The organism is Savagea faecisuis, assembly GCF_042675605.1.
GTDB lineage: Bacteria > Bacillota > Bacilli > Bacillales_A > Planococcaceae > Savagea > Savagea faecisuis.
In genome coordinates this window covers 356,958-377,252 of sequence record NZ_JBHTJF010000022.1, presented here as the reverse complement: position 1 = coordinate 377,252, position 20,295 = coordinate 356,958, and the positions used below count along the sequence as shown (strand labels likewise).

The following is a 20,295-nucleotide window of genomic DNA, read 5'->3' as shown; positions in this document are numbered from 1 at the left end:
GAATTAAACGAGAAAAACAAAAATTTACACTTATTTTTCGATATTTTTATGCGTATCGAGCAATTTTTGTATGCTTTGCATAATGATTTGGGTCACTTCATCCGCAGAAGCTTTGCGTTCGCGCAACTCTTCCATCGGCAAAGGTTCGCCATAAATAACGGTCAATCGCTTAAACGGTTTATAAGGGCCGATAATCGCACAAGGTACGACATCACATTCTCCTCGTAAAGCTAAAAACCCTGCTCCAGTCATTCCTTCGCCCAGTTCACCCGTCGTACTTCTCGTCCCTTCAGGAAAAAGCCCGACGACTTCGCCTGACTTCAACAATTGAAGCGCTTTACGGATTGCTTGACGATCACTCGCTCCACGTTTGACAGGAAACGCTTGAAGCTTAGGTAATAAACCTTTCAAAATCGGTGCTTCAAACAATTCCTCTTTCGCCATAAAATTAACGAGACGCGGACTTGTAATTCCTACCGTCGGAGGGTCTAAATTATCGATGTGATTGGAACATAATAAAACACCGTTATCTTTTGGCATATGTTCTTTTCCGATTACTCGTATGCGATAGAGCGGATAAAAAATAATCGATACGAGCGCTTTTCCTAAAGGGTATAAGTTCATTTTGCGATTCGCTCCTTCGCTAATTGTTCTATCTCGTGAGCCACCTCTTCAATCGTACGCCCTGTCGTATCGATCAACAAGGCATCTTCTGCTTGTACGAGCGGTGAATGTTCGCGCTCTGTATCTAATCGATCACGTTTACGAATTTCTTCTTTCAGCTCTTCAAGCGGTGTTTCAATTCCACGACTTTTATTTTCAGCATAGCGACGTTCCGCACGTTCTTCTACTGAAGCTGTCATAAAAATCTTCAATTGTGCGAATGGTAAAACAGCTGTTCCGATATCTCGACCATCCATGACGACCGCTCCCGCTTCTCCGATGGAGCGTTGAAGTTCTACCATGCGCTCACGCACCGGCTCATGAGTTGCCACTTGAGAAACAGCATTCGTCACTTTCGGCGTGCGGATCACATCTGTCACATCTTCTCCGTCCACATAAACAAGTTGCCCACTCGGTGAAGGTTTAAGTTCGATTGTCATTCCACGCAATAGGGCAGCGAGACGCTCTCCATCCGTTGCGTCGATTTGTTGCTGTTGAGCTTTCCACGTTAAAGCACGGTACATCGCTCCTGTATCGATATAAGCATAACCTAATGATTCCGCTACAATTTTTGCAATTGTGCTTTTTCCAGCAGCTGCAGGACCATCAATTGCTATACTGATTCGTTCTGTCATGTGTCATTGTCCTCCATTTTTCAAATAAAAAATAATCGTTTTTAGTGTAGCATAAACGATTATCTTTTATCGACTTATAATATTCCAAGACGTTCGTTACGCTGTTCTAATTGACGCTCAAAACAGAAGCGTACAATATGTTGTCTTAAACGTTCATCGATATCTACGAACTGGAATGAAGCTAAATTTCGACCATTATCTTCCCAAATACGAACAATTTTAGCTTCGACTGTACCATATTCAATTCCTGCTTTCGCAAATGGTAAAACGAGTGTCAGTTGCACTGTATCATTCACATTTAAATAATCGATATCTCGAATATTTAAAGCGACTCCTCCTGCACTAATATCAGACGTGATCAGCTGTTCTTTCGTACCTTCCTCTGTTTCCATCGTGACGTCTACGCTCGTCTCCACTCGAACAAACTCACGTCTTTGAATTTTAATTAATTGATCATCTCCTGGATAAGAGATTTTCATCATTGGCACTTGGCCTTTTACGCGCCCGATTACTTTCGAACGAAATGCGTAAGATATTTTTTGCTCATCGACAAATGTGACGTATAACTCTGTACCGTCTAAAAAGAATGACGTACGATTCGTTAAGTTATTGATCGGGTAGTCGATATGAATTTCCGTATCCGATCCATAATCTACAACTCTACTCCTAAACGTTTCTTTCTCCTCTGTATAATCTTCCTCGATTTGAAGATTTGTCCCTATCGAAAGTCTCATTCTCTCTTCGCCTCACTAATCCATTTATTTTCTTTGTATATTATGTCATGAAACGAGCATTTTTTCCAACTTTTTTAAAGTGTAAATGCCTTTATTTCAACAAAAACAACATTTCTCACAATTTTCTTTTCATTTTTAACTTTTCTCATATTTCAACTTGACAAGCAAGTGAGCATGCTTCACCTTTGTAAGTCCAAACCACCATAAAAAAAGCATGAAAGGAATAATGAAATATACCCACAATCGATCTAATGTCAAAATCGAGTTATATGCGATATGTAATGTGAGTGGTGCGATAAAGGCTAAGAGTAAATAGCTGTTTTGCTTTTGTTCTGAAAATTTTGCTTTTCCGAAGTAATAGCCCATTACGACCCCAAATAACGCATGGCTCGATACAGGTAAAAAGGCTCTAATCATCGCAGTATCTAATCCGAAGGTGAATAAGTATAATATATTTTCGACTGTGGCGAACCCGAGTGAAATGCTCGCTCCATATAAAATCCCATCGTACGCATCATCGAAATCGTAATGATTGTAGATAGCGATCAATAATATGAACCATTTAAAAAACTCTTCCAACAAGCTTGTAAATCCAACTTGCTGTAAGTAGATGGAATGGAATAATTGTTCTTCTTCAAAAACATGTTGGATAAATAAAATCGGGAATGTCATCACCGCGCCGTAAACAAATGTTTGAAATAAAGTGATGGACGGTTCTTCCGCAATCTCTCGTCGCAAATAAAAATAGCTAAATAAAGCTAAACTTGGAGCGATTGCAACGGTGAGCAATGTTAGCATGAGGGTGACCTCCTCCAATAATTAAATTATACCATGTTCTTTAGAGGAGGTCGCCTCTATTCTTATTTTTTTAAAGCGTTCGCAATTTGACATCCGTGGAATTTTCCATTTTCAATAAAGATGGAATTCGCATCATTTCCTGCCGCGATCACTCCCGCAATAAATAAGCCTGGGACATTCGTTTCCATCGTTTCTTCATCGAATGCTGGACAACCTGTTGCATCGTCAATTTCTATACCGAGTTTGCGCATAAATTCAAAGTCTGGATGGTATCCGATCATTGCGAATACCGCGTCCGCCTTTACAGTGAGACGTTCTCCTTTTTTGTCGATGATGACTTCGCTTTCCGTAATCTCAACAACTTCCGAATCGAAATGCATTTGTGCCACCTCATGACGCACTAAGCTTTCGAAGCTCGGCAACACCCAAGGTTTGACGCTCGGTGAATAGTCTGACCCTCGATAAACTGCTGTCACATTCGCTCCTGCATGTGCTAGTTCAATACCAGCATCGATCGCAGAGTTTTTCCCTCCGATAATGACAACATCTAATCCATAATACGGATGCGCTTCTTTAAAATAATGATGAACGTGCGGTAAATCCGCTCCAGGGACGTTTAATTCATTCGGGTTATCATAATACCCGGTCGCTACGACGACATATTTCGAAGTATATTCTCCTTTCGTCGTAAATACACGGAATCCTTGTTCTTCTTTTTGAACATCGAGCACTTCTTCAAATGTTTTCATATTTAAATTTTTCAATTGAGCAACCGTTCGGTAATACACGAGGGCATCCAAACGTTTCGGGCGCTCTTTCGCTGTAATGAAAGGGACATCACCGATCGATAATTTTAAACTTGAACTGAAAAATGTTTGGTGGGTCGGATAGTTATAAATCGAGTTCACGACATTTCCTTTTTCGATAATTAACGTTGACAACCCTTTATTTTCACATTCGATTGCTGCACTCATACCACATGGGCCGCCACCGATAATAATTACATCTACTGTCACTGTAAATCCTCCTCAATCATTCGTTCAATTTTCACAATATGCGTTTCGGCAGGTGCACCGAGACGCAATGGGATTTTGGTCGTACCATACCCATTGCTTACTAGTGTAGCACGTCCATCATTTACTTGAAAACTTCCTCGCTCATGCAATCCGAACGGACCTAAACGAATTTGTCCACCATGAGTGTGTCCTGCTAACTTCAAACGAATCTTTGCTAATCCATCCGCTTTTTTAAAAAATATAGGCGAGTGGGAAACGAAGATTGTTTCCATTTCTTCTGAACAACTTGCTAACGTTTCATAAAGATTCGCTCGGCGAGTAGACGGGTCATCCGTTCCGCAAATCATCCAACCTCTATGGTGAGTTAAGCAGACGCTATTGTTTTGTAACACGTGGACATTTTGCTCAAACAAAATCCGATTTAACCGCTCTTCACCAATTTCACGATCATTGTTGCCGTATACGTAAAATAAAGGCGCAATTTGTCTCAGTCGTTGTAAATTTTGAACGACTTGCCGTTCAGGCACATGACGTTCTGCTAAATCTCCACCGATGATGACATAATCAACCTCTCGTTCTACAATGGTTTCGATCCATTCCTCTGACAATGTCCGAAAATGAATATCCGAAATAAAAAACAAAGTGAGGGGCTGTGCACTGGTCGCAATGTCAACCTCATGCTCTAACACTTGACATAATGTTGCTTCATAACGCATGCGACCGTACAAAAATCCACACAATACGATTGCTATTCCAATTAATCCAATCATCAATTTTTCCACATCCTCATATCATCCGTATAGTAAAATAAAAATAGAAGCGAGAAAATTTCTCTCGCTTCTGCTTCCATCTCATTTTTTAAGGAATGATGAGTTTTTGACCTTGATGAATATTGTTATCTCTCAAACCGTTCGCACTTTTAATTTTTTCAACACCGTCTGGCGATCCGTAATAATTCATTGAAATACGGAAAAGTGTCTCTCCACCTTGAACGATATGTGTTTTACCTGTAGTTGCTGGCTTCTCTGGTTCCGGCTTCGGCTCTGGTTTTGGTTCTGGCTTCGGTTCTGGTTTCGGCTCAGGTTTTGGCTCTGGCTTCGGCTCTGGTTTTGGTTCCGGCTTAGGCTCAGGCTTTACCTCTTTATCTTTTGCATCTGTCTGTTCCGCTTTATCCGAATCTTTTTTCTCCTCTGGAGGTGTTACAGGTGTCGGACTCGGATTGACGTCTACTTTATCCGGCTCTTTTTTCTCCGCTACGACGAGATCTTTTCCTTTTTGCTCATCTTCTTTTGCTACTTGTACATTCGAAGGATCATCCTTTCCACTCGTGTAAAAATCAACAGCGATATATGTGATGATTCCTAATGGAATTAATGTAAAGAGCACTAAGAAAATATTAATGATCGTATTGCTAGCAGAACTTTTTTTCTTCTTCCCACGACGGTGTACTGCTGAACGTGACGGCAAATCATCGACACGCTCATCTTCCATCTCAATCTCTTGACGATTCTCTTCAAAATCGCCTTTCAAATCTTTTTTACTCATATTTGACTCTCCTATCAAACATCTTTTCTCTATTGCTTATCATTCGAATAATTGCTGTAACCGTTCTTCCCAACTACTATTACAGACAGTAACAGAATTTTCTTCAAATTGTTCTTCAACAAATCGACAATTCGAGCAACATCGCTCTTGTGATACAGGTTCACTATGAAAGTATTTTAATAATGCATCACGATAACACGTATCACTCGTCAACCATTGAAAAATCAATTCGAGTTGCTTCTTTTTATCATCGGCATTTTTATGAATGAGTTGAGCTCTTTCTTCTTTAGAATAATGTGTTTCATAAAATTTTATAATTTCCATAAAAGACGATTCGATTTGTAGCAACTTCATGATTTCGACTTCTGACTTATCCAAAGACCGATATCTGTTATACTCCTCAAACAACTCATTTGTCAACAAGTAACGGTTAGAAAATAAACGTGCTTCTTCTAAATCCGCTTCATTGTATAATAAAAGACAACGGGCATTTTGTCCATCCCTACCTGCTCTCCCTACTTCTTGAACGTATTGTTCAAACGATAAAGGGATCGACTCATGGATAACATGACGAATGTTCGGCTTGTCAATTCCCATACCGAATGCACTCGTAGCGAAAACCCAATCGAGCTCCCCCTTCAAAAACTGCTGCTGGATGAGCGAACGATCTTGACGATCCATTCCACCATGATAGCTAGCTACGGCCATCCCACGCTCGATAAAATATTGTGCATATAGTTCTGCCTTTTTACGCGTTCGAACGTAAACGATACCGTCCCCTAATTCTCGCTCAATATATCGGACGAGTACGTCAAAGGGGGACGTCACCTTTCGAACATCGTAATATAAATTCGAACGGTTCATCTCACCACGAAATATTTTCGGTGTTCTCATGTTCAACCAATATTGGAGCTCATTCACAGTTTGCTCATGTGCAGTAGCCGTCAAAGCTAATATCGGCGGACGACTCGCTAATTTTTGAATCCATTTTCCTACTTGCAAATATTCTGGACGAAAATCATATCCCCATTGAGAAATGCAGTGCGCTTCATCTAATGTAATTGCACTGTACGACAGCGATTGTAAAGATGTTGCGAACTCACTCTTCATCAACATTTCCGGAGAACAAAAAATATAGCGATAGTGAGATAGTCGCGATTTCACTAACTCACGTTCTTCATGCGTTAATTGAGATGTTAAGGCGACTACTCGTTTCTCCCCACGCTGTTTTATACGTCGCACTTGATCTTCCATGAGGGAGATGAGCGGCGAAATAATTAACACGCGCCCTTGTTGAATATAAGGTAAAATCTCATAACAAAGACTTTTACCCATACTCGTAGGAAACAATCCGATGACATCCTCACCTCGGACGATTGAAGTAATGACTTCCTTTTGCCCAGGGCGGAAATCGGAGTAGTTAAAATATTGTCGCAATACTCTTTCCATACGATACTCCTTTTATAAAGATGTTAAAATGAGGCGAATTTGAAAGTAACTTAACATAGGATACTGTTCTTTCAATTCCTTCAATGGTTGATCTTTCCGATTCGATAACTGTTGTCGTATTTGTTCAAATAAAGCGGGCTCAATGAAGCGCTCATACGGAAATACGTCGACTGTATAAGCGATTTCAATCACGTGATCTTGAATCGTACTCACTTTCAAACGACGCTTTTCAGCAATTTGCTCTAACGTATACTTTTGCTGAAATAACTCATAAGTTCGTTCCGCTGTTTTCGTTAAAAAAACAGACGACAACTTTTGCTCAAAACCTTTAGTAAAAGAATATAAAATAGGATATTGCGCAGATTGCTGAGACAATCGGTCAAGCAAACGGTGCATTCCTTCTACCCATATTAGACGTACATCAAACTCGTTTAGTTTCAATCTTTCAGCAAGTTGTTCATATGTTTTTCCTGTAAATTGTCGATTCGTCAAACGTTCTACAAAAATAATTGGAAAAAGAGCATCTCGCTGTTCTTCTATTTTTAAAAGATGGGCTAATTCCTCATAGAGACGAGAAACGACTCGCTCATCAAATAATGAGTGATTGCGATGCCATTGACTAATAAATTGTTGGACCGCTAGATCTGGTACAATCGGATCAAAACGCTTCACCGACTCATGTCGATAACTTAATGTTTGAATCGCTAAACTTAAACGGGCGAAATACACTTGCTCAAAGCGCTCATATTGCCACCCATTCCATCCGCGCATCTCAATGGACTCAAATGTGTTCGGATCGACTGTAACCGAAATCCAGCCTTCCTCATCTTCTGAGAGCCATCCTTTACGTAACAAATGCTGAATCCATCGGTCGTAGTGCGTCAATTCTTTTTTAGATAGTAAATAAAAAAATCGATGCAGTCCGTAATAATTTACGTCTTGTATCGTTTGTCCACTCTTTTTTCCGAGCAATATGTAATACGGTGCATTTCTTTTGCGCAAACCGTTCATCTTGTAAAAAAGAAACAAAATAAGTTGTTCAATTTGTAACATTTAATTGACATCTCCTTAAGTTTTTAAGTTGAAAAACTTTCAGAACAGCTTTAGAATGATAGAGAAACTAATTTGAAACGTTCTAGAAAAGAGGAGAATTGTACATGTCTAAATTTACAATCGTTGATCAGGATACTTGTATCGCATGTGGCGCATGTGGCGCAGCTGCCCCTGACATTTATGATTACGATGATGAAGGAATCGCCTTCGTTATTTTAGATGATAACACGGGAACAGAAGAAGTACCAGAAGAGCTCATGGAAGACCTCGAAGATGCATTTGACGGCTGCCCGACAGACTCGATCAAAATTGCAGATGAATCATTCGATGGAGACCCATTAAAACACGAATAATTTCGTTGCAACCTTTTCATTTGAGAAGGTTGTTTTTTATTTTGTTGATTCATACAAAAAAGCACGATGCATGACGCGCACCGTGCTTTCGCTTATTATTTCACTTGCAATTGGCGTTGTTGTTTCATAATCCACGGCTTCATTTTATTGAAGACGAGCATCATGACGAGCGTTAACGCAATTCCTTTAATTAAGTTGAATGGCAACACACCTGCCACGAGATACATGTATAAGTCTTGCCCGACGAATGCTTCCATTCCTAAAAATTTCGTATACATCGGTAAAAATACGAGATAGTTCAACACCGTCATGCCGAATGCCATCGTTACCGTTCCTGCGATTAAACCTGCTGTTAATCCTTTAGATGTTGATACTTTACGATACACTAAGTAAATTGGGATTAAAAATAAAACACCTGTCGTAAAGTTCGCAATCTCTCCTACTGGTACACCTGTAATACTTCCAGAAAGCATTAAGTAAAAGACGTTTTTGAAAAACTCGACGCCGATTGCGGCTACTGGACCAAGTGTTAGTAAAGCAAGTACTGCTGGAATTTCAGCGAAATCAATTTTTAAAAATGGTGGTAAAAATGGTAGTGGGAAGTTTAACTTCATAAGTAAAGTTGCCACCCCACTTAACATAGCGATAATGATCAATCGTTGTAATTTTGTGTTTCTCATAGCTGTATTCTCCTCTGTGCGATTCTCTTCACATAAAGGAAAGGTCATTTTCGTTCGCCAAATAAAAATCCCTTAAAGTCGTTATCACTTTAAGGGAGAATAGTCGATTTGTCGTACAGAAAATAAACGTTATGTGTACAAAATTATGTACACGAAAAAACGTTCGACCTTCACCTTCTCCCATCCAGACTTTACTGTCGGCTGTGGATTTTCACCACATCAGCTTTCGCTCGCGGGCTCTAAAACGAATGAGTTTTTTACCGCCGGTCGGGAATTACACCCTGCCCCGAAGATGAATCATATATTTTATTATGCATTTATTGTACAACAGTATAAATCTTTTGTAAAGCTTCTCCGCTTAAATTTTCAGTCTATTCTGCAATATCGTTAAAACGAATCGGATTTGCACTTACTGCTTTCGGTAATGGACGACGGAAATCGAATTTTTGCCAAGTCCCTTGCTTAATGTTCGATAATTGTAATTCCATGCCGAAATTGTTCACCGTTAAGTTCAAGCCCTCGATTAAACGATACGCTTCATCGAGCGTGTAGTCGCTTAAATCTAGCTCTTCGTCAAATAGTACTGTGACGCGCGATTGATCCATTTCTAAAGTGAATGTCACACCTTCAGGAATGACAGTATCATAAAAGTCATTCGGCTTTTCACGCATCGCATCTAGCGCTTGTTCTACCGTACTATATTTCGCTCCGAAAGAAGGGGCGACATAGTAGCGATCATGATAAGAATACGTGTAATAAGCGTAGCGATTTAATTCACTATTTAAAGCGAAAGGTTCCGTAATGACGCCTGCTTGACCAAACTCTGCTGGTTTTCCTTCTTCATTGAGCATAATTAACTCTTTATAGCCGTAAAATGTTTGTTCCAATGTCGTACTGAAAATCTCACTCGCTGCACTTGAAATACTGTACGATTCGATATCGTTAATACGCATCGTTAAAATGTCTTGTTGCTCCTCAAACGTCGCATCGTACGGGTGGTACGAAGTGAAATGATACGATTCTTCATCGATTGACTCCACATATTGTTCATACAGCTGTAAAGAAGTCGGTGTCGTCGTTTTTAAATCAGATGAAACGCGCGGTTTCGGGATTAAAATAGATACCGGAACACTTAACGCATCCTCGCTCACTAACCCGAGACGGAACGGCACAAATTGTTTTAAATCCGCTTCATAAAGTGCATACTTTCCAATGAGCGCTCGGTCCATCGCAAACTTATTCGCTTCATCGGCTGATTCATTCGACTCTTGTACTTTCAACTTCGTCTCTGAAGTATAGCTTTCCGATTCACTTTCTTGTTGATGATCTGCTTGTTCTTTCCCCGTCATATTCGCAATAATGGCTGGCGATAAAATCGCTAATATTACTGCTGCTGCAAGCGCAATCCAAAGTGGTAATTTGTTTTTCGGTTTCTTCGGTCGTTGTCCTCTCATACGTTCATCCCCTTGTAAGCGTCTCAACAAATCCTCTTTCGAACGATTATCTTTCACAGTAGGCATCGACTGTAGTAAATGTTCTAATTCTTGTTCTTCGTAATGTTTACTCATCGCTCTCACCTCTCTCATTCGAAGGAGCATTCATCAACTGCTTTAGTTTTTGTAAAGCGCGATGTTGAGTCGTCTTCACTTTCGATTCCGTCCATTCTAAAATTGTGGCGGTTTCTTTAATGGACAATTGTTGTAAATATCGCAACGTGATGACGAGCTTTTGATCTCCTGTACAGCGGTTTAAACAGCGGTACAGTTCACTTTTTTCTTCATTATACTCTACCCATTGTTCCGGCAATTGGTCATCTGCGGGCAATGGCTCTGTTTCCCAATCAAAATACGTATCATTATACTTTTGGCGGACGGCTTTTTTACGAAAATGGTCAATCGCTACATTTTTAGCGATCGCAAATAACCACGTTTTCTCAGAGCTTTGGCCGCGGAAACGATTATAGGAACGCATGACGCGAATGTATACTTCATGCGATAAATCTTCCGCGTCCGTTCGATTGCCGACTAAGTAAATTAAAAAATGAAATAAGTCGTCATGGTATTCATCATATAAGCGGTGGAAAACGGAGTCATCCATTTTCATCCCTCCGTTCAATCAATTAGTCGTTTCTACGACTGAAAGGTTACATTATTTTTTCGGTAAGACGAAAGTGAAAATAGTTCCGCCTTCTTTTCCACGTTTCACATAGAGCAAGCCTTCGTGAGAGTCGACGATATTTTTAGCGATCGCTAACCCGAGACCTGTTCCCCCTTTTCCACGTGTACGTGCTTTATCCGCTTTATAGAAGCGTTCAAACACAAATGGAATATCTTCTTCCGGTATCCCGATTCCCGTATCGATAACACTCATTTCTACCGCATCTTCAAAGCTTTGAACTGTCAATGTAACAGAACCTTCTTCTGGCGTATGGCGAATCGCGTTGTCGATTAAGTTTGTCAACACTTGTTCGATTCGATCTTCATCTGCTTCAATGATAATTTCTGAATGGTCGGATTCCAATGTCAGCGAGACATGTTGCTCTTTCGCACGCTGTAAAAATTTATTGATCATCCGCTCCGAAAAGGCGACGACGTCAAATGGCTCTTTATACAAGCGCATATGACCTGATTCCATGCGGGCTAAATCGAGTAAGTCGTTAACGAGACGGTTCATTCGTTTCGATTCATCATGGATAATTTGAACCATTTCATAACGTTCTTCATCATTTTGAGTGACCCCATCAAGTATAGCTTCACTATACCCTTGCAACATGGAAATTGGGGTACGCAACTCATGTGACACGTTAGCGATGAAGTCTGAACGCAATTTGTCTAGCTGATGTTGTTCCGTCATATCACGCATGACAGCTACCGCACCACGAATACTATTTTCACTATAGAGCGGGCTGATCGAAATCGCATAAAATTGACGTCCGATTTCTAATTCATCTTCCACTTCTTCCGCGAACGTTATCACATGATCTAACATATGAACAATTTGTGGAGGCAACTCTCCTTCAGACGCTTCATCTGTAAATTGCCATTTTTGCAACAATTTTTCTGCTGGTGGGTTCGTCACGACAATTTCAAATTCGTGATTAAACGTTAAAACTGCGTCTGTCATCGATGTTAAAACACTCGACAACTGCTCTTTCTCTTGTTTAATTAACTCAACGTAATCTTTCAATTGAACGCCCATTTTATTAAAGGCTTGTGCGAGTTCTCCAATCTCGTCATTTTGCACATGGGGAATCGTCGTTTCGAAATTCCCTTTCGACAATTCGAGTGCAGCATGTTTCATATTGCGTAACGGACCGGTAATACGAGAAGAGAGGAAAAATGCGAAGAAAGTCGTCAACAATAACGCTAAGAAAGCGGATAATAATACGATATGTGTCGTACTTTTCGTCGTGCGATGAATCGCATCTAAACTTTGATACATGACGATCGTTTCAACAGCTCCGTTACTTTCAGGAAAAGGGGTAGACAATACGAGATATTGCTCCATCACTTGTTCATCGTGTGTCGACGGTAAAATGACTTCTTGTACTTTCTCGTGACGCCCTCCGTCTTCTAACGCTAACAGTTGCTTTTGAATTTCTTGTTCATTGTATCCATTGTGAAACGTATGTAGTATTTTCCCGTCTTTCGAAATAATTAACGCATTCGTATCCACATCGATAATGTCATCGATAATTTGAGAGAGGATCGGGACGGAATGGTAGTCGTTCACAATTTTTGAAATCGTCACCGCTTCACGTCGCAACGATTCTTCTGCTTGTTTCGTATGAAAATTATCTAAAAATTCGAGTAGAAGAACGGTGACGATAAAAAGGACAAACGAAACGAGAAGCAATATGGTTGCCCATAGCTTCCCGACGACTGAATTCCATATTCTATTCATTCGGAACCTCGAATTTATAACCGACACCCCAAACCGTGACGATCATTTTCGAAGCTTGTTCCGATACGCGACTTAACTTTTCACGCAAACGTTTTACGTGCGTATCTACTGTACGTAAGTCACCGAAAAATTCATAATGCCATACTTCTTTCAACAACTGCTCACGGTCGAACACTTTGTCTGGTGACTTTGCTAAAAAGTACAATAACTCATACTCTTTCGGCGTCAAATTCACTTCTTGTCCTTCCGCTGTCACGCGGTGTGCATCGTGATCGATCGTCAATTGTGGAAAGACGACGAGATCTTTCGATGATGAGTTCGCTTGTGCGTTCGGAAATGCTGCAGAACGGCGAAGTAATGCTTTCACACGTAATACAACTTCGCGTGGACTGAACGGTTTCACGATGTAATCGTCCGCTCCTGTTTCGAATCCTATTACACGATCCGACTCTTCACCTTTCGCTGTTAATAAAATAACAGGTGTCAACTTTTTCTTTTCACGTAAAATTTCGAGCACTTCAAGCCCGTCCATCTCTGGCAACATTAGATCTAGTAAAATACAATCGTACTCATTTTCAAGCGCTTTATCTAATGCTTCTTGACCATCGACCGCTTCATCGATTTCGTAACCTTCACGTGATAAATACATATTTAACAGACGACGAATACGATCTTCATCATCCACAACTAATAATTTCACTGTCTCTTCCAATGTACAGTCTCCTTTCAAACTTGAGCTTTCACAAAAGTTCCCTATCTCTATTGTACAAATGATTGTTAGAAAAAGAAACGAAAATACAATATTTCTATAGACATTCATGCGTATGCAATAGGTTTTGTTTAAAAAAATAACGTATTTGTCGACATTTATCGGCAAATACGCTATCTACATTTTTTCTAGTTTTCTTACACATCATCACAACTTTTGTACCGATTATGCGTATGAGTGAAGACCCGCAATAATTAAGTTAACCGCAATTAAGTTGAACATGATGATGATAAACCCAATAACAGCAAGCCATGCTGACTTTTTCCCTTCCCAACCGCGTGAAAGACGCAAGTGAAGGAATGCAGCATAGAAGAGCCATGTAATAAGAGCCCATACTTCTTTCGGGTCCCATCCCCAGAAACGACTCCACGCTTCGTGCGCCCAGATCATCGCGAAGATGAGCGCTCCGAGTGTAAATACTGGGAATCCAATTAATACCGAACGATATCCGATTTCATCCATCAATTGCGAGTTCGCTTTTTTCGTTAACGGTTGAACGACCGCTGCGAGTGGACGACGGAAAATGAGTCGTAACACGATGTAAATGATCGTACCGAAAAACACAGACCATGTGAATGTCGTTAATGTTTTCGCGTTCATAATCGCTGGAAGTGCTGCGATCGGTTCCATAGCATCCGGCGTGAGCAATTCATACTCATTCATTCCGAATAATGGTGGGTTGTTGTACGTCACTTGTGCTGGACGTCCATCTTTATCCACATAGTTGAATTCTGCTTCGTAACCTGCGACGTTGAAGCCGATTGTTGAAACGACGAAGCCGATGACAAGTACGACCGTGAACATAACTGCTTCAATCCACATACGCTCTTTTGAACGGCGTGACATGTCGATGTTTTTAATTAAATAAATTAAACCTGCAACAGCCGAAATCGCGAGAATCGCTTCACCGAGTGCTGCTGTAATAACGTGAATCGTTAACCATTTACTTTTCAACGCTGGGATGAGTGGCGTAATATCACGCGGGAACATCGTGGCGTATGAAATGATGATGACCGCAATCGGAAGTGCGAACAATCCGAGTGACGGCGTGCGATACATGAAGAAGAGCAAAATAAATGCCCCGACGAGCATCATCGCAAATGCTGTCGTAAATTCGAACATATTACTTACAGGTGCGTGACCTGAAGCGATCCAACGTGTGATGAAATAACCGATATGAGCGATAAATCCGGCGATCGTAATCCAAATACCGATCGTACCGAACTTGCTCTTTTGATACGCTTTTTCAGAAGATGACTTGCGTACAGCCCCTCCGAAAAATCCAGTTGCCACAAGGTATGTGACGAATGAGACTAACAGTAAGTTAGCGCTTAGAGACGCGTAGTCCATTACTCATTTTCCCCCTTCTTTTCTTTCAAACGTTCCTTCTCTTCTTTTTCAAGATCCTCCCGATCTTCATACGGAGGTAGTTGAACATGTTCATTCACTGCATCGATATCTTTCATTAAACCGAACCAGTTTTTATTCGTATGGCCCGCGAGGAGAAGTTCTCCTTCTTTACCCGTACTGATCCATACACGGCGATGCTGCCAATACGAACCTTGCGCAACACCAATCATGAAGATAACGCCACCGATTAATAAAATCCATAACGTTTTATCTTTTCGAATGACGAGTCCTGAAATGTCACGTGTATCTGCAGCGACGAACTTCATTTCGTAAAGGTTCTCTTCTGTCTCTAACGTTTGACGAATCGCGACGAAACTCGTTTCGCCTTTTGGTGTTTCTGGTGTCGTCATTTTAAAAATGAATGCAGGGTTATTTGGAACTGGAGACAAGTTTTGTGGTTCTCCATCTTTAATACCCGCATAATCTGAATAGTAGTCCAAAATTTCAACTTCTACTCCATTGCCTAAATCATAAGACTTCTCTGGATTATCTAACTGGATCGTCATTTGACCGAGCGATTCTCCAGTAGCTTTTTCATTGAGTGAAAATGTCATCGAGTACAGTTCATCCAAACGATAGTCCATCTGGAAGATACTGTATCCGTCATGCGTTAACGGTTCGTTTACGATGATCGGGTGACGCTTCACTTCTTCTAACTCGGTCGTACCTGGAAGTGCGCCATCTTTATCTTTGTATAAAACAGCGTCCGTTTGATAGTTTTTCGCAATCATTCCAGCTTTATCGAGCGCCTTACCGAAAACTTCGTCCGCTTCTTCTTTCGAGTAATACTCCATCGTGAAGCCTTCACTTTCGATATAATAGCCTGGCGCTGACGGAATCGCTTTACGCTCTCCTTCTCGAATCCACATCTCTTCATCGATATAAAATCCTGGAAGTCCGCGTAGCAATATTCCGACTAAGAAAATGATGAGTCCTGTATGGTTCACGTATGGACCCCAACGAGAGAAACGCCCTTTTTCAGCAAGCATCGCTCCGTCTTCTACTTTGACATTGTATTTTAATTTTTTAAACTGTTCAGCTGACTGTTCGACTGACTGCTCAGGGTGATCAACTTGTCCTGCTCCATAAATACGTTGACGTTTCATGAAAGAAGGGTGACGGCGTGTTCGTTGCTTCTTTAATGATTTGTAAAGCGGTACGACACGATCGACACTCGCGATAATAATTGAAACTCCGAGCATCCCGACTAAAATTTTAAACCACCAGCTGCTGTACATGTCGTTAAATCCGAGCATATGGTACACTTTTCCGACTACACCGTAGTGTAACTCGTAATAAGCAGCCACTTCTTCTTCTGTTTGTGCTGCGACATACATCTTTTGTGGCAACAACGTTCCGATCGCACTCGTTACGAGTAAAATAATGATGATCGAAACACCGACTGTTACGCTGGAGAAAAAGTTCCACGTTTTGTCGATGATTGACATGTTGTGCGTTTTTGAACGACGTGCCGCGCCTTCATAGCGCATGTCGGCAATTTTACGTTCTTGTGCCTCTTCTGAAAGTGGTCTACCGCAAGCTTCACAGAGCTCTGTTCCTTCCGGATTGACGTGACCACACTGACATTTAATTGTGTTGCCCATCTTTATCGTACTCCTTATTTTTCAGGTCGAATCATTTCCATGTAATGTTTCACTTGTTCTTCAGACATTTCACGTGTCACAATGTCGACGATTTTTCCATTCGGATCGATTAAAATGGTCGTCGGTAACGGTTTGATGCGGTACGCTTCTTTCACCGCTTCCGTTTTGTCAATCGCAATCGGGAATGTTAAGCCGTATGCGTTTCGGAATGAGCTTACTTTCAAGTCTGTTTCTTTGACGTTCACTGCAAGCACTTCTACTCCTTGGTCTTTAAAAACATTGTACTGGCTTTCCATATGCGGCATTTCACGTTTACACGGTGCACACCACGTACCCCAGAAGTTCAAAAAGACACCTTTTCCTTGATAGTCTGATAATCGATGAACATTACCTTCTAAATCTACTAATTGGAAATCGGGTGCTTGATCTCCGATTGCTAGCGTTCGTCCTTTTCCAGGCTCCAGTGCTAATCCTACAATAATTACAATAACAAATAATGTTAAAACGATTCCGCGTCGAATCGTTCGATTGCGTTTACGATCTACTTTCTTCGTACTCACACAGCAACCTCCTACTCTTTTTTTACAGTATACCAAAATCAAGCGTGCTCGTTTTTAATGAAACACGCTCATTTGTGAACAATTTATTTTAATTGTCCACGCTCTGCGAGAACGCGTAATTGCTTCACTTCATGAATCGTGAGCGGTCGATATTCGCCTGCATTCATCCCGACTAAATCGAGCACTCCGAAACGTTCACGCTTCAATTTATCGACAGGGTAGCCGATATGATCAAACATGCGACGCACTTGGCGATTGCGCCCTTCGTGAATCGTAATCTCTACGATAGCACGTTGTCTCTCTTTATCGATTGAACGCGTCTTCACGTAAGCTGGAGCGGTCTTTCCGTCTTCTAACTCCACACCTCGCGCTAGTTTTTTCAAATCTTCCCGACGTGGAATTCCACGCACTCGTGCAAAATACGTTTTCGGCACTTCATATTTCGGATGCGTTAATAAATAAGAAAAGTCGCCGTCATTCGTCATTAATAGTAAGCCCGACGTATCGTAGTCTAAGCGCCCTACTGGGAAAATACGCTCTTCCACTTGTGGCATGAGGTCAAGAACTGTTTTTCTTCCTCGATCATCCTCGACTGTCGATAAATACCCTGTCGGCTTATAAAGTAAGTAATAAACAAATTCTTCTTTCACAATTTCAACACCGTTCACTGCTACTCGATCTTTATTGCTCACTTTCGTCCCAAGTTCACGAACGACTTCACCATTCACTTCTACAACGCCATCTAATATTAATTGCTCCGCTTTACGCCTCGAAGCAATTCCTGCTTGTGCAATCACCTTTTGTAATCGTTCCATTAATGTGTTACCCACCTTTATTTATAATAATCTTTTATGATAGTATGATGAATATTATGAAAATGCCTCTTTAAATTGTGACATAAATAAGTCAGTTTCTTCACGATCATCTTCACGTGTTGGCAAGGGCGGTAATTGTTCGAGCGATTCCAATCCGAATTGCTCTAAAAACAAATCCGTCGTGCCATACAAAATCGGTCGACCAATTTGATCAAGACGCCCTTGTTCGTTAATGAGCTCACGTTGGACGAGCCGTTGCAAAGGTCCGTCACTGCTCACTCCTCTTATATCATCGACTTCCACTCGTGTAATCGGTTGTTTGTACGCGATGATTGCGAGCACTTCTAAAGCCGCTTGACTTAATGACGATGCGATCCGCTCAGCCATCAATTGCTCCACTTGCTCACTAAACTGTTTTTTCGTCACAAATTTATAGCGGTTGCCATATTTTTTTAACTGGATGCCTCGCTTTTCATCTTGCTCTAATTTTAGCATCCACTGCTTTAACTGTTCTTCTGTACATGTCGTGAATTGGTTCAGTTGTTTCAAAGTGATCCCTTCCTCTCCACGAACGTACAACAAACTTTCAATCAATGCTTCGTCAAGCATTCGGATCACCTCTTTTCAATATATACTTCATCAAAATTATGCTGTTGTGTCGCACGCACTTGTCCGTCCCGCATTAAATGCAATATCGCAAAAAATGTCATCACTAATTGCGAGCGATCATACGTTTCAAACAATTCATCGAATCGACAGGCACCATCATGTCTGTCCAATGCGGATAATACTTGAGTGACCGCTTCTTCTACTGTAACAGACGAACGTCCGACACGCGCTTTTTTCGGTTCTTGTTTCACTTGTTTTTTGAGCATCTTTTGGAAAGCTTTTACGAGATCAAACACATTAAATGTTTCCTCTTCTTCAACAGCTTCCACTACGGTTGGGAATTTCGCATAATGTTTGCGCTCTTCTTCATAAGATGCTTCTAATTGGAGCGCTGCTTTTTTATACTGTTCGTACCGCAATAAACGTTCGACGAGCGACTCCCTCGGGTCTTCCTCTTCTTCAACGACTTCTTCCAATTCTTCATGGACAGGCAGTAACATTTTGCTCTTAATTTCAATTAGCGTGGCCGCGAGCACTAAATATTCTCCTAGTTCATCTAGTTGTAAAATCGACATCGTTTCGATATGCTCGACATACTGACTCGTTAATTCTTTCATCGGAATATCGTAAATATCGATTTCTAATCTTTTAATTAAATGGAGAAGCAAATCGAGCGGACCTTCATATATACTTAATTTTACTTCGTAACTCATGTAACGACCACCTTTATAAAGGACTGATTAATGATGATGTATTGGCAAGATCGACGCTTTCTTCAATTTATACGCTACTTCAATGAAACGCGTGACTATTTTGAGTGTCATGAAGTGTTAGAAGAGTTGTGGATTGATACAGGTGTACGGACGAAAAAACACGTGCTTCCTTTACTCATACTCATTTCCACCTCATTGTATCATTGGCGAAGAGGAAATTTATGCGGCGCTGAAAAAACGATGCGCAACGCTTTAAAACGCTTTGCTGAAGTGGAGTGGGACGAGCCTCATATCGACAACGCTTCATTGCATAGCCAATGCGAGCACGCGCTTCAATCGATTGAACGTCGAATGGCGTTTTGCCCTTTTGTCATCCAAACTGACTCTTCTCTTCTTTGGCAACGAGTAACGATTGAAGAAGCTCCTGAACAAATTCTCGTCCACAAACATGTACACGTCTTTCAAAAATACCGTAAAAAGACATGAAAACACGTGTAGACAAAGTGAGGTCACTTTGTCTACACGGTTTTTTTACTTCAAAAACATTCTCGTATGTACCGTACCTTTCGCGGTCATATGTCCGTATTTTTCATACATTTGATCCACGAGGTACCGCGCGATTCCTTCATTGCGATACGAAGGATTAACAGAGAGATGTTGCAATGTCCATTCTCCTTCTTCCTCATCTACCATCACACCAACGAGTGCAATAAAATCTTCTTCACGCTTCAATAAATAAAGATGCCAATTCGGATCTTCTTGATAGAGCGTAATCGTTTCTTGTAACTTTTTTAACATCTTTTCAGTCGGTATGTACGATAAAAAACCCATCGCAATTTTTTCATACGCTTTTCGATAACGAAAAAGTTCCACAATTATCCCTTCTTTTCTAATTGTCGTTGCGTCAACTACCCGAACCTGGTCCGAAGTTCGGTGCGACGTAAAACCAGTACAGGAATCCCCAAATGAGCGACACCGTGACAATG

23 protein-coding genes and 1 riboswitch are annotated in these 20,295 nt (G+C 40.9%); of the genes, 2 read left to right on the top strand and 21 right to left on the bottom strand.

Features of this window, described 5'->3' with window-relative positions; translation table 11 throughout:
• Positions 1-30: 30 nt before the first annotated feature.
• From ACFQ0V_RS06630 to ACFQ0V_RS06590, 9 genes are all read right to left on the bottom strand, one after another.
• The gene (locus ACFQ0V_RS06630; protein WP_381011295.1) at positions 31-624 is read right to left on the bottom strand and encodes a lysophospholipid acyltransferase family protein; all 594 of its coding nucleotides are present in this window, start codon (positions 622-624) and stop codon (positions 31-33) included.
• On the bottom strand, positions 621-1,298 hold the full coding sequence (cmk, locus tag ACFQ0V_RS06625; protein WP_381011293.1) for a (d)CMP kinase: 678 nt from the start codon (positions 1,296-1,298) through the stop codon (positions 621-623). Before cmk ends, ACFQ0V_RS06630 begins: the two co-directional genes overlap by 4 nt.
• Positions 1,299-1,372: 74 nt before the next feature.
• On the bottom strand, positions 1,373-2,032 hold the full coding sequence (locus tag ACFQ0V_RS06620; RefSeq protein WP_381011290.1) for a flagellar brake protein: 660 nt from the start codon (positions 2,030-2,032) through the stop codon (positions 1,373-1,375).
• Between the two features lie 135 nt (positions 2,033-2,167).
• Positions 2,168-2,830: a glutamic-type intramembrane protease PrsW gene (gene prsW, locus ACFQ0V_RS06615; RefSeq protein ID WP_381011288.1), complete on the bottom strand. Its 663-nt coding sequence runs from the start codon at positions 2,828-2,830 to the stop codon at positions 2,168-2,170.
• A 62-nt stretch (positions 2,831-2,892) separates the two neighbouring features.
• On the bottom strand, positions 2,893-3,846 hold the full coding sequence (locus ACFQ0V_RS06610; protein WP_381011285.1) for a YpdA family putative bacillithiol disulfide reductase: 954 nt from the start codon (positions 3,844-3,846) through the stop codon (positions 2,893-2,895).
• Positions 3,843-4,616, bottom strand: coding sequence for a metallophosphoesterase (locus ACFQ0V_RS06605; protein WP_381011872.1), 774 nt, complete (start codon positions 4,614-4,616; stop codon positions 3,843-3,845). The genes ACFQ0V_RS06610 and ACFQ0V_RS06605 overlap by 4 nt, the downstream gene beginning before the upstream one ends.
• Positions 4,617-4,704: 88 nt before the next feature.
• Positions 4,705-5,391 carry a LysM peptidoglycan-binding domain-containing protein gene (locus ACFQ0V_RS06600; RefSeq protein WP_381011282.1) on the bottom strand — a complete coding sequence of 229 codons (687 nt, stop codon included), beginning with the start codon at positions 5,389-5,391 and terminating at the stop codon, positions 4,705-4,707.
• 39 nt (positions 5,392-5,430) lie between these two features.
• Entirely contained in the window at positions 5,431-6,840 is a 1,410-nt protein-coding gene (locus ACFQ0V_RS06595; RefSeq protein WP_381011280.1) for a RecQ family ATP-dependent DNA helicase, read from the bottom strand.
• A 12-nt stretch (positions 6,841-6,852) separates the two neighbouring features.
• Positions 6,853-7,893 (bottom strand): helix-turn-helix domain-containing protein, encoded by a 1,041-nt coding sequence (locus ACFQ0V_RS06590; protein ID WP_381011274.1) that lies wholly within the window; start codon positions 7,891-7,893, stop codon positions 6,853-6,855.
• A 104-nt stretch (positions 7,894-7,997) separates the two neighbouring features.
• Between ACFQ0V_RS06590 and ACFQ0V_RS06585 the strand changes: the two genes are divergently transcribed.
• A complete protein-coding gene (locus tag ACFQ0V_RS06585; RefSeq protein ID WP_381011272.1) occupies positions 7,998-8,246 on the top strand; it encodes a ferredoxin in 249 nt (82 codons plus the stop codon).
• Between the two features lie 95 nt (positions 8,247-8,341).
• On the opposite strand, the gene ACFQ0V_RS06580 is transcribed toward ACFQ0V_RS06585, so the two are convergent.
• From ACFQ0V_RS06580 to ACFQ0V_RS06530, 11 genes are all read right to left on the bottom strand, one after another.
• The gene (locus ACFQ0V_RS06580; RefSeq protein WP_381011269.1) at positions 8,342-8,926 is read right to left on the bottom strand and encodes an ECF transporter S component; all 585 of its coding nucleotides are present in this window, start codon (positions 8,924-8,926) and stop codon (positions 8,342-8,344) included.
• 168 nt (positions 8,927-9,094) lie between these two features.
• A riboswitch (FMN riboswitch) is annotated at positions 9,095-9,224 on the bottom strand.
• A gap of 73 nt (positions 9,225-9,297) precedes the next feature.
• Entirely contained in the window at positions 9,298-10,494 is a 1,197-nt protein-coding gene (locus ACFQ0V_RS06575; RefSeq protein WP_381011267.1) for a hypothetical protein, read from the bottom strand.
• Positions 10,487-11,023, bottom strand: a complete 537-nt coding sequence (locus ACFQ0V_RS06570) for an RNA polymerase sigma factor SigX (protein WP_381011264.1) — start codon at positions 11,021-11,023, stop codon at positions 10,487-10,489. The genes ACFQ0V_RS06575 and ACFQ0V_RS06570 overlap by 8 nt, the downstream gene beginning before the upstream one ends.
• A 51-nt stretch (positions 11,024-11,074) precedes the next feature.
• Positions 11,075-12,829, bottom strand: coding sequence for an ATP-binding protein (locus ACFQ0V_RS06565; protein WP_381011262.1), 1,755 nt, complete (start codon positions 12,827-12,829; stop codon positions 11,075-11,077).
• On the bottom strand, positions 12,822-13,541 hold the full coding sequence (locus ACFQ0V_RS06560; protein WP_381011259.1) for a response regulator transcription factor: 720 nt from the start codon (positions 13,539-13,541) through the stop codon (positions 12,822-12,824). The genes ACFQ0V_RS06565 and ACFQ0V_RS06560 overlap by 8 nt, the downstream gene beginning before the upstream one ends.
• Before the next feature lie 222 nt (positions 13,542-13,763).
• Positions 13,764-14,948 (bottom strand): c-type cytochrome biogenesis protein CcsB, encoded by a 1,185-nt coding sequence (ccsB, locus tag ACFQ0V_RS06555; protein WP_381011256.1) that lies wholly within the window; start codon positions 14,946-14,948, stop codon positions 13,764-13,766.
• Positions 14,948-16,612, bottom strand: a complete 1,665-nt coding sequence (locus ACFQ0V_RS06550) for a cytochrome c biogenesis protein ResB (protein ID WP_381011253.1) — start codon at positions 16,610-16,612, stop codon at positions 14,948-14,950. Before ACFQ0V_RS06550 ends, ccsB begins: the two co-directional genes overlap by 1 nt.
• A 14-nt stretch (positions 16,613-16,626) precedes the next feature.
• The gene (gene resA / locus ACFQ0V_RS06545) at positions 16,627-17,172 is read right to left on the bottom strand and encodes a thiol-disulfide oxidoreductase ResA (RefSeq protein ID WP_381011250.1); all 546 of its coding nucleotides are present in this window, start codon (positions 17,170-17,172) and stop codon (positions 16,627-16,629) included.
• An 83-nt stretch (positions 17,173-17,255) separates the two neighbouring features.
• Complete coding sequence (locus ACFQ0V_RS06540; protein ID WP_381011247.1) at positions 17,256-17,987, bottom strand: pseudouridine synthase; 732 nt, start codon at positions 17,985-17,987, stop codon at positions 17,256-17,258.
• 54 nt (positions 17,988-18,041) lie between these two features.
• Positions 18,042-18,596 (bottom strand): SMC-Scp complex subunit ScpB, encoded by a 555-nt coding sequence (gene scpB / locus ACFQ0V_RS06535; RefSeq protein WP_381011244.1) that lies wholly within the window; start codon positions 18,594-18,596, stop codon positions 18,042-18,044.
• Positions 18,597-18,601: 5 nt separating this feature from the next.
• Positions 18,602-19,309 carry a segregation and condensation protein A gene (locus tag ACFQ0V_RS06530; protein WP_381011241.1) on the bottom strand — a complete coding sequence of 236 codons (708 nt, stop codon included), beginning with the start codon at positions 19,307-19,309 and terminating at the stop codon, positions 18,602-18,604.
• A 33-nt stretch (positions 19,310-19,342) separates the two neighbouring features.
• Between ACFQ0V_RS06530 and ACFQ0V_RS06525 the strand changes: the two genes are divergently transcribed.
• Positions 19,343-19,795 carry a DUF309 domain-containing protein gene (locus tag ACFQ0V_RS06525; RefSeq protein ID WP_381011238.1) on the top strand — a complete coding sequence of 151 codons (453 nt, stop codon included), beginning with the start codon at positions 19,343-19,345 and terminating at the stop codon, positions 19,793-19,795.
• A gap of 45 nt (positions 19,796-19,840) precedes the next feature.
• On the opposite strand, the gene ACFQ0V_RS06520 is transcribed toward ACFQ0V_RS06525, so the two are convergent.
• Positions 19,841-20,182, bottom strand: a complete 342-nt coding sequence (locus ACFQ0V_RS06520; RefSeq protein ID WP_381011236.1) for a GNAT family N-acetyltransferase — start codon at positions 20,180-20,182, stop codon at positions 19,841-19,843.
• Between the last annotated feature and the right edge of the window lie 113 nt (positions 20,183-20,295).

Bases quoted from the DNA above. Each gene is read 5' to 3' on its own strand.
- ACFQ0V_RS06630 (WP_381011295.1), bottom strand. From the start codon at position 624: ATGAACTTATACCCTTTAGGAAAAGCGCTCGTATCGATTATTTTTTAT.
- cmk (WP_381011293.1), bottom strand. From the start codon at position 1,298: ATGACAGAACGAATCAGTATAGCAATTGATGGTCCTGCAGCTGCTGGA.
- ACFQ0V_RS06620 (WP_381011290.1), bottom strand. From the start codon at position 2,032: ATGAGACTTTCGATAGGGACAAATCTTCAAATCGAGGAAGATTATACA.
- prsW (WP_381011288.1), bottom strand. From the start codon at position 2,830: ATGCTAACATTGCTCACCGTTGCAATCGCTCCAAGTTTAGCTTTATTT.
- ACFQ0V_RS06605 (WP_381011872.1), bottom strand. From the start codon at position 4,616: ATGATTGGATTAATTGGAATAGCAATCGTATTGTGTGGATTTTTGTAC.
- ACFQ0V_RS06600 (WP_381011282.1), bottom strand. From the start codon at position 5,391: ATGAGTAAAAAAGATTTGAAAGGCGATTTTGAAGAGAATCGTCAAGAG.
- ACFQ0V_RS06595 (WP_381011280.1), bottom strand. From the start codon at position 6,840: ATGGAAAGAGTATTGCGACAATATTTTAACTACTCCGATTTCCGCCCT.
- ACFQ0V_RS06590 (WP_381011274.1), bottom strand. From the start codon at position 7,893: ATGTTACAAATTGAACAACTTATTTTGTTTCTTTTTTACAAGATGAAC.
- ACFQ0V_RS06585 (WP_381011272.1), top strand. From the start codon at position 7,998: ATGTCTAAATTTACAATCGTTGATCAGGATACTTGTATCGCATGTGGC.
- ACFQ0V_RS06580 (WP_381011269.1), bottom strand. From the start codon at position 8,926: ATGAGAAACACAAAATTACAACGATTGATCATTATCGCTATGTTAAGT.
- ACFQ0V_RS06575 (WP_381011267.1), bottom strand. From the start codon at position 10,494: ATGAGTAAACATTACGAAGAACAAGAATTAGAACATTTACTACAGTCG.
- ACFQ0V_RS06570 (WP_381011264.1), bottom strand. From the start codon at position 11,023: ATGGATGACTCCGTTTTCCACCGCTTATATGATGAATACCATGACGAC.
- ACFQ0V_RS06565 (WP_381011262.1), bottom strand. From the start codon at position 12,829: ATGAATAGAATATGGAATTCAGTCGTCGGGAAGCTATGGGCAACCATA.
- ccsB (WP_381011256.1), bottom strand. From the start codon at position 14,948: ATGGACTACGCGTCTCTAAGCGCTAACTTACTGTTAGTCTCATTCGTC.
- ACFQ0V_RS06550 (WP_381011253.1), bottom strand. From the start codon at position 16,612: ATGGGCAACACAATTAAATGTCAGTGTGGTCACGTCAATCCGGAAGGA.
- ACFQ0V_RS06540 (WP_381011247.1), bottom strand. From the start codon at position 17,987: ATGGAACGATTACAAAAGGTGATTGCACAAGCAGGAATTGCTTCGAGG.
- scpB (WP_381011244.1), bottom strand. From the start codon at position 18,596: ATGCTTGACGAAGCATTGATTGAAAGTTTGTTGTACGTTCGTGGAGAG.
- ACFQ0V_RS06530 (WP_381011241.1), bottom strand. From the start codon at position 19,309: ATGAGTTACGAAGTAAAATTAAGTATATATGAAGGTCCGCTCGATTTG.
- ACFQ0V_RS06525 (WP_381011238.1), top strand. From the start codon at position 19,343: ATGATGTATTGGCAAGATCGACGCTTTCTTCAATTTATACGCTACTTC.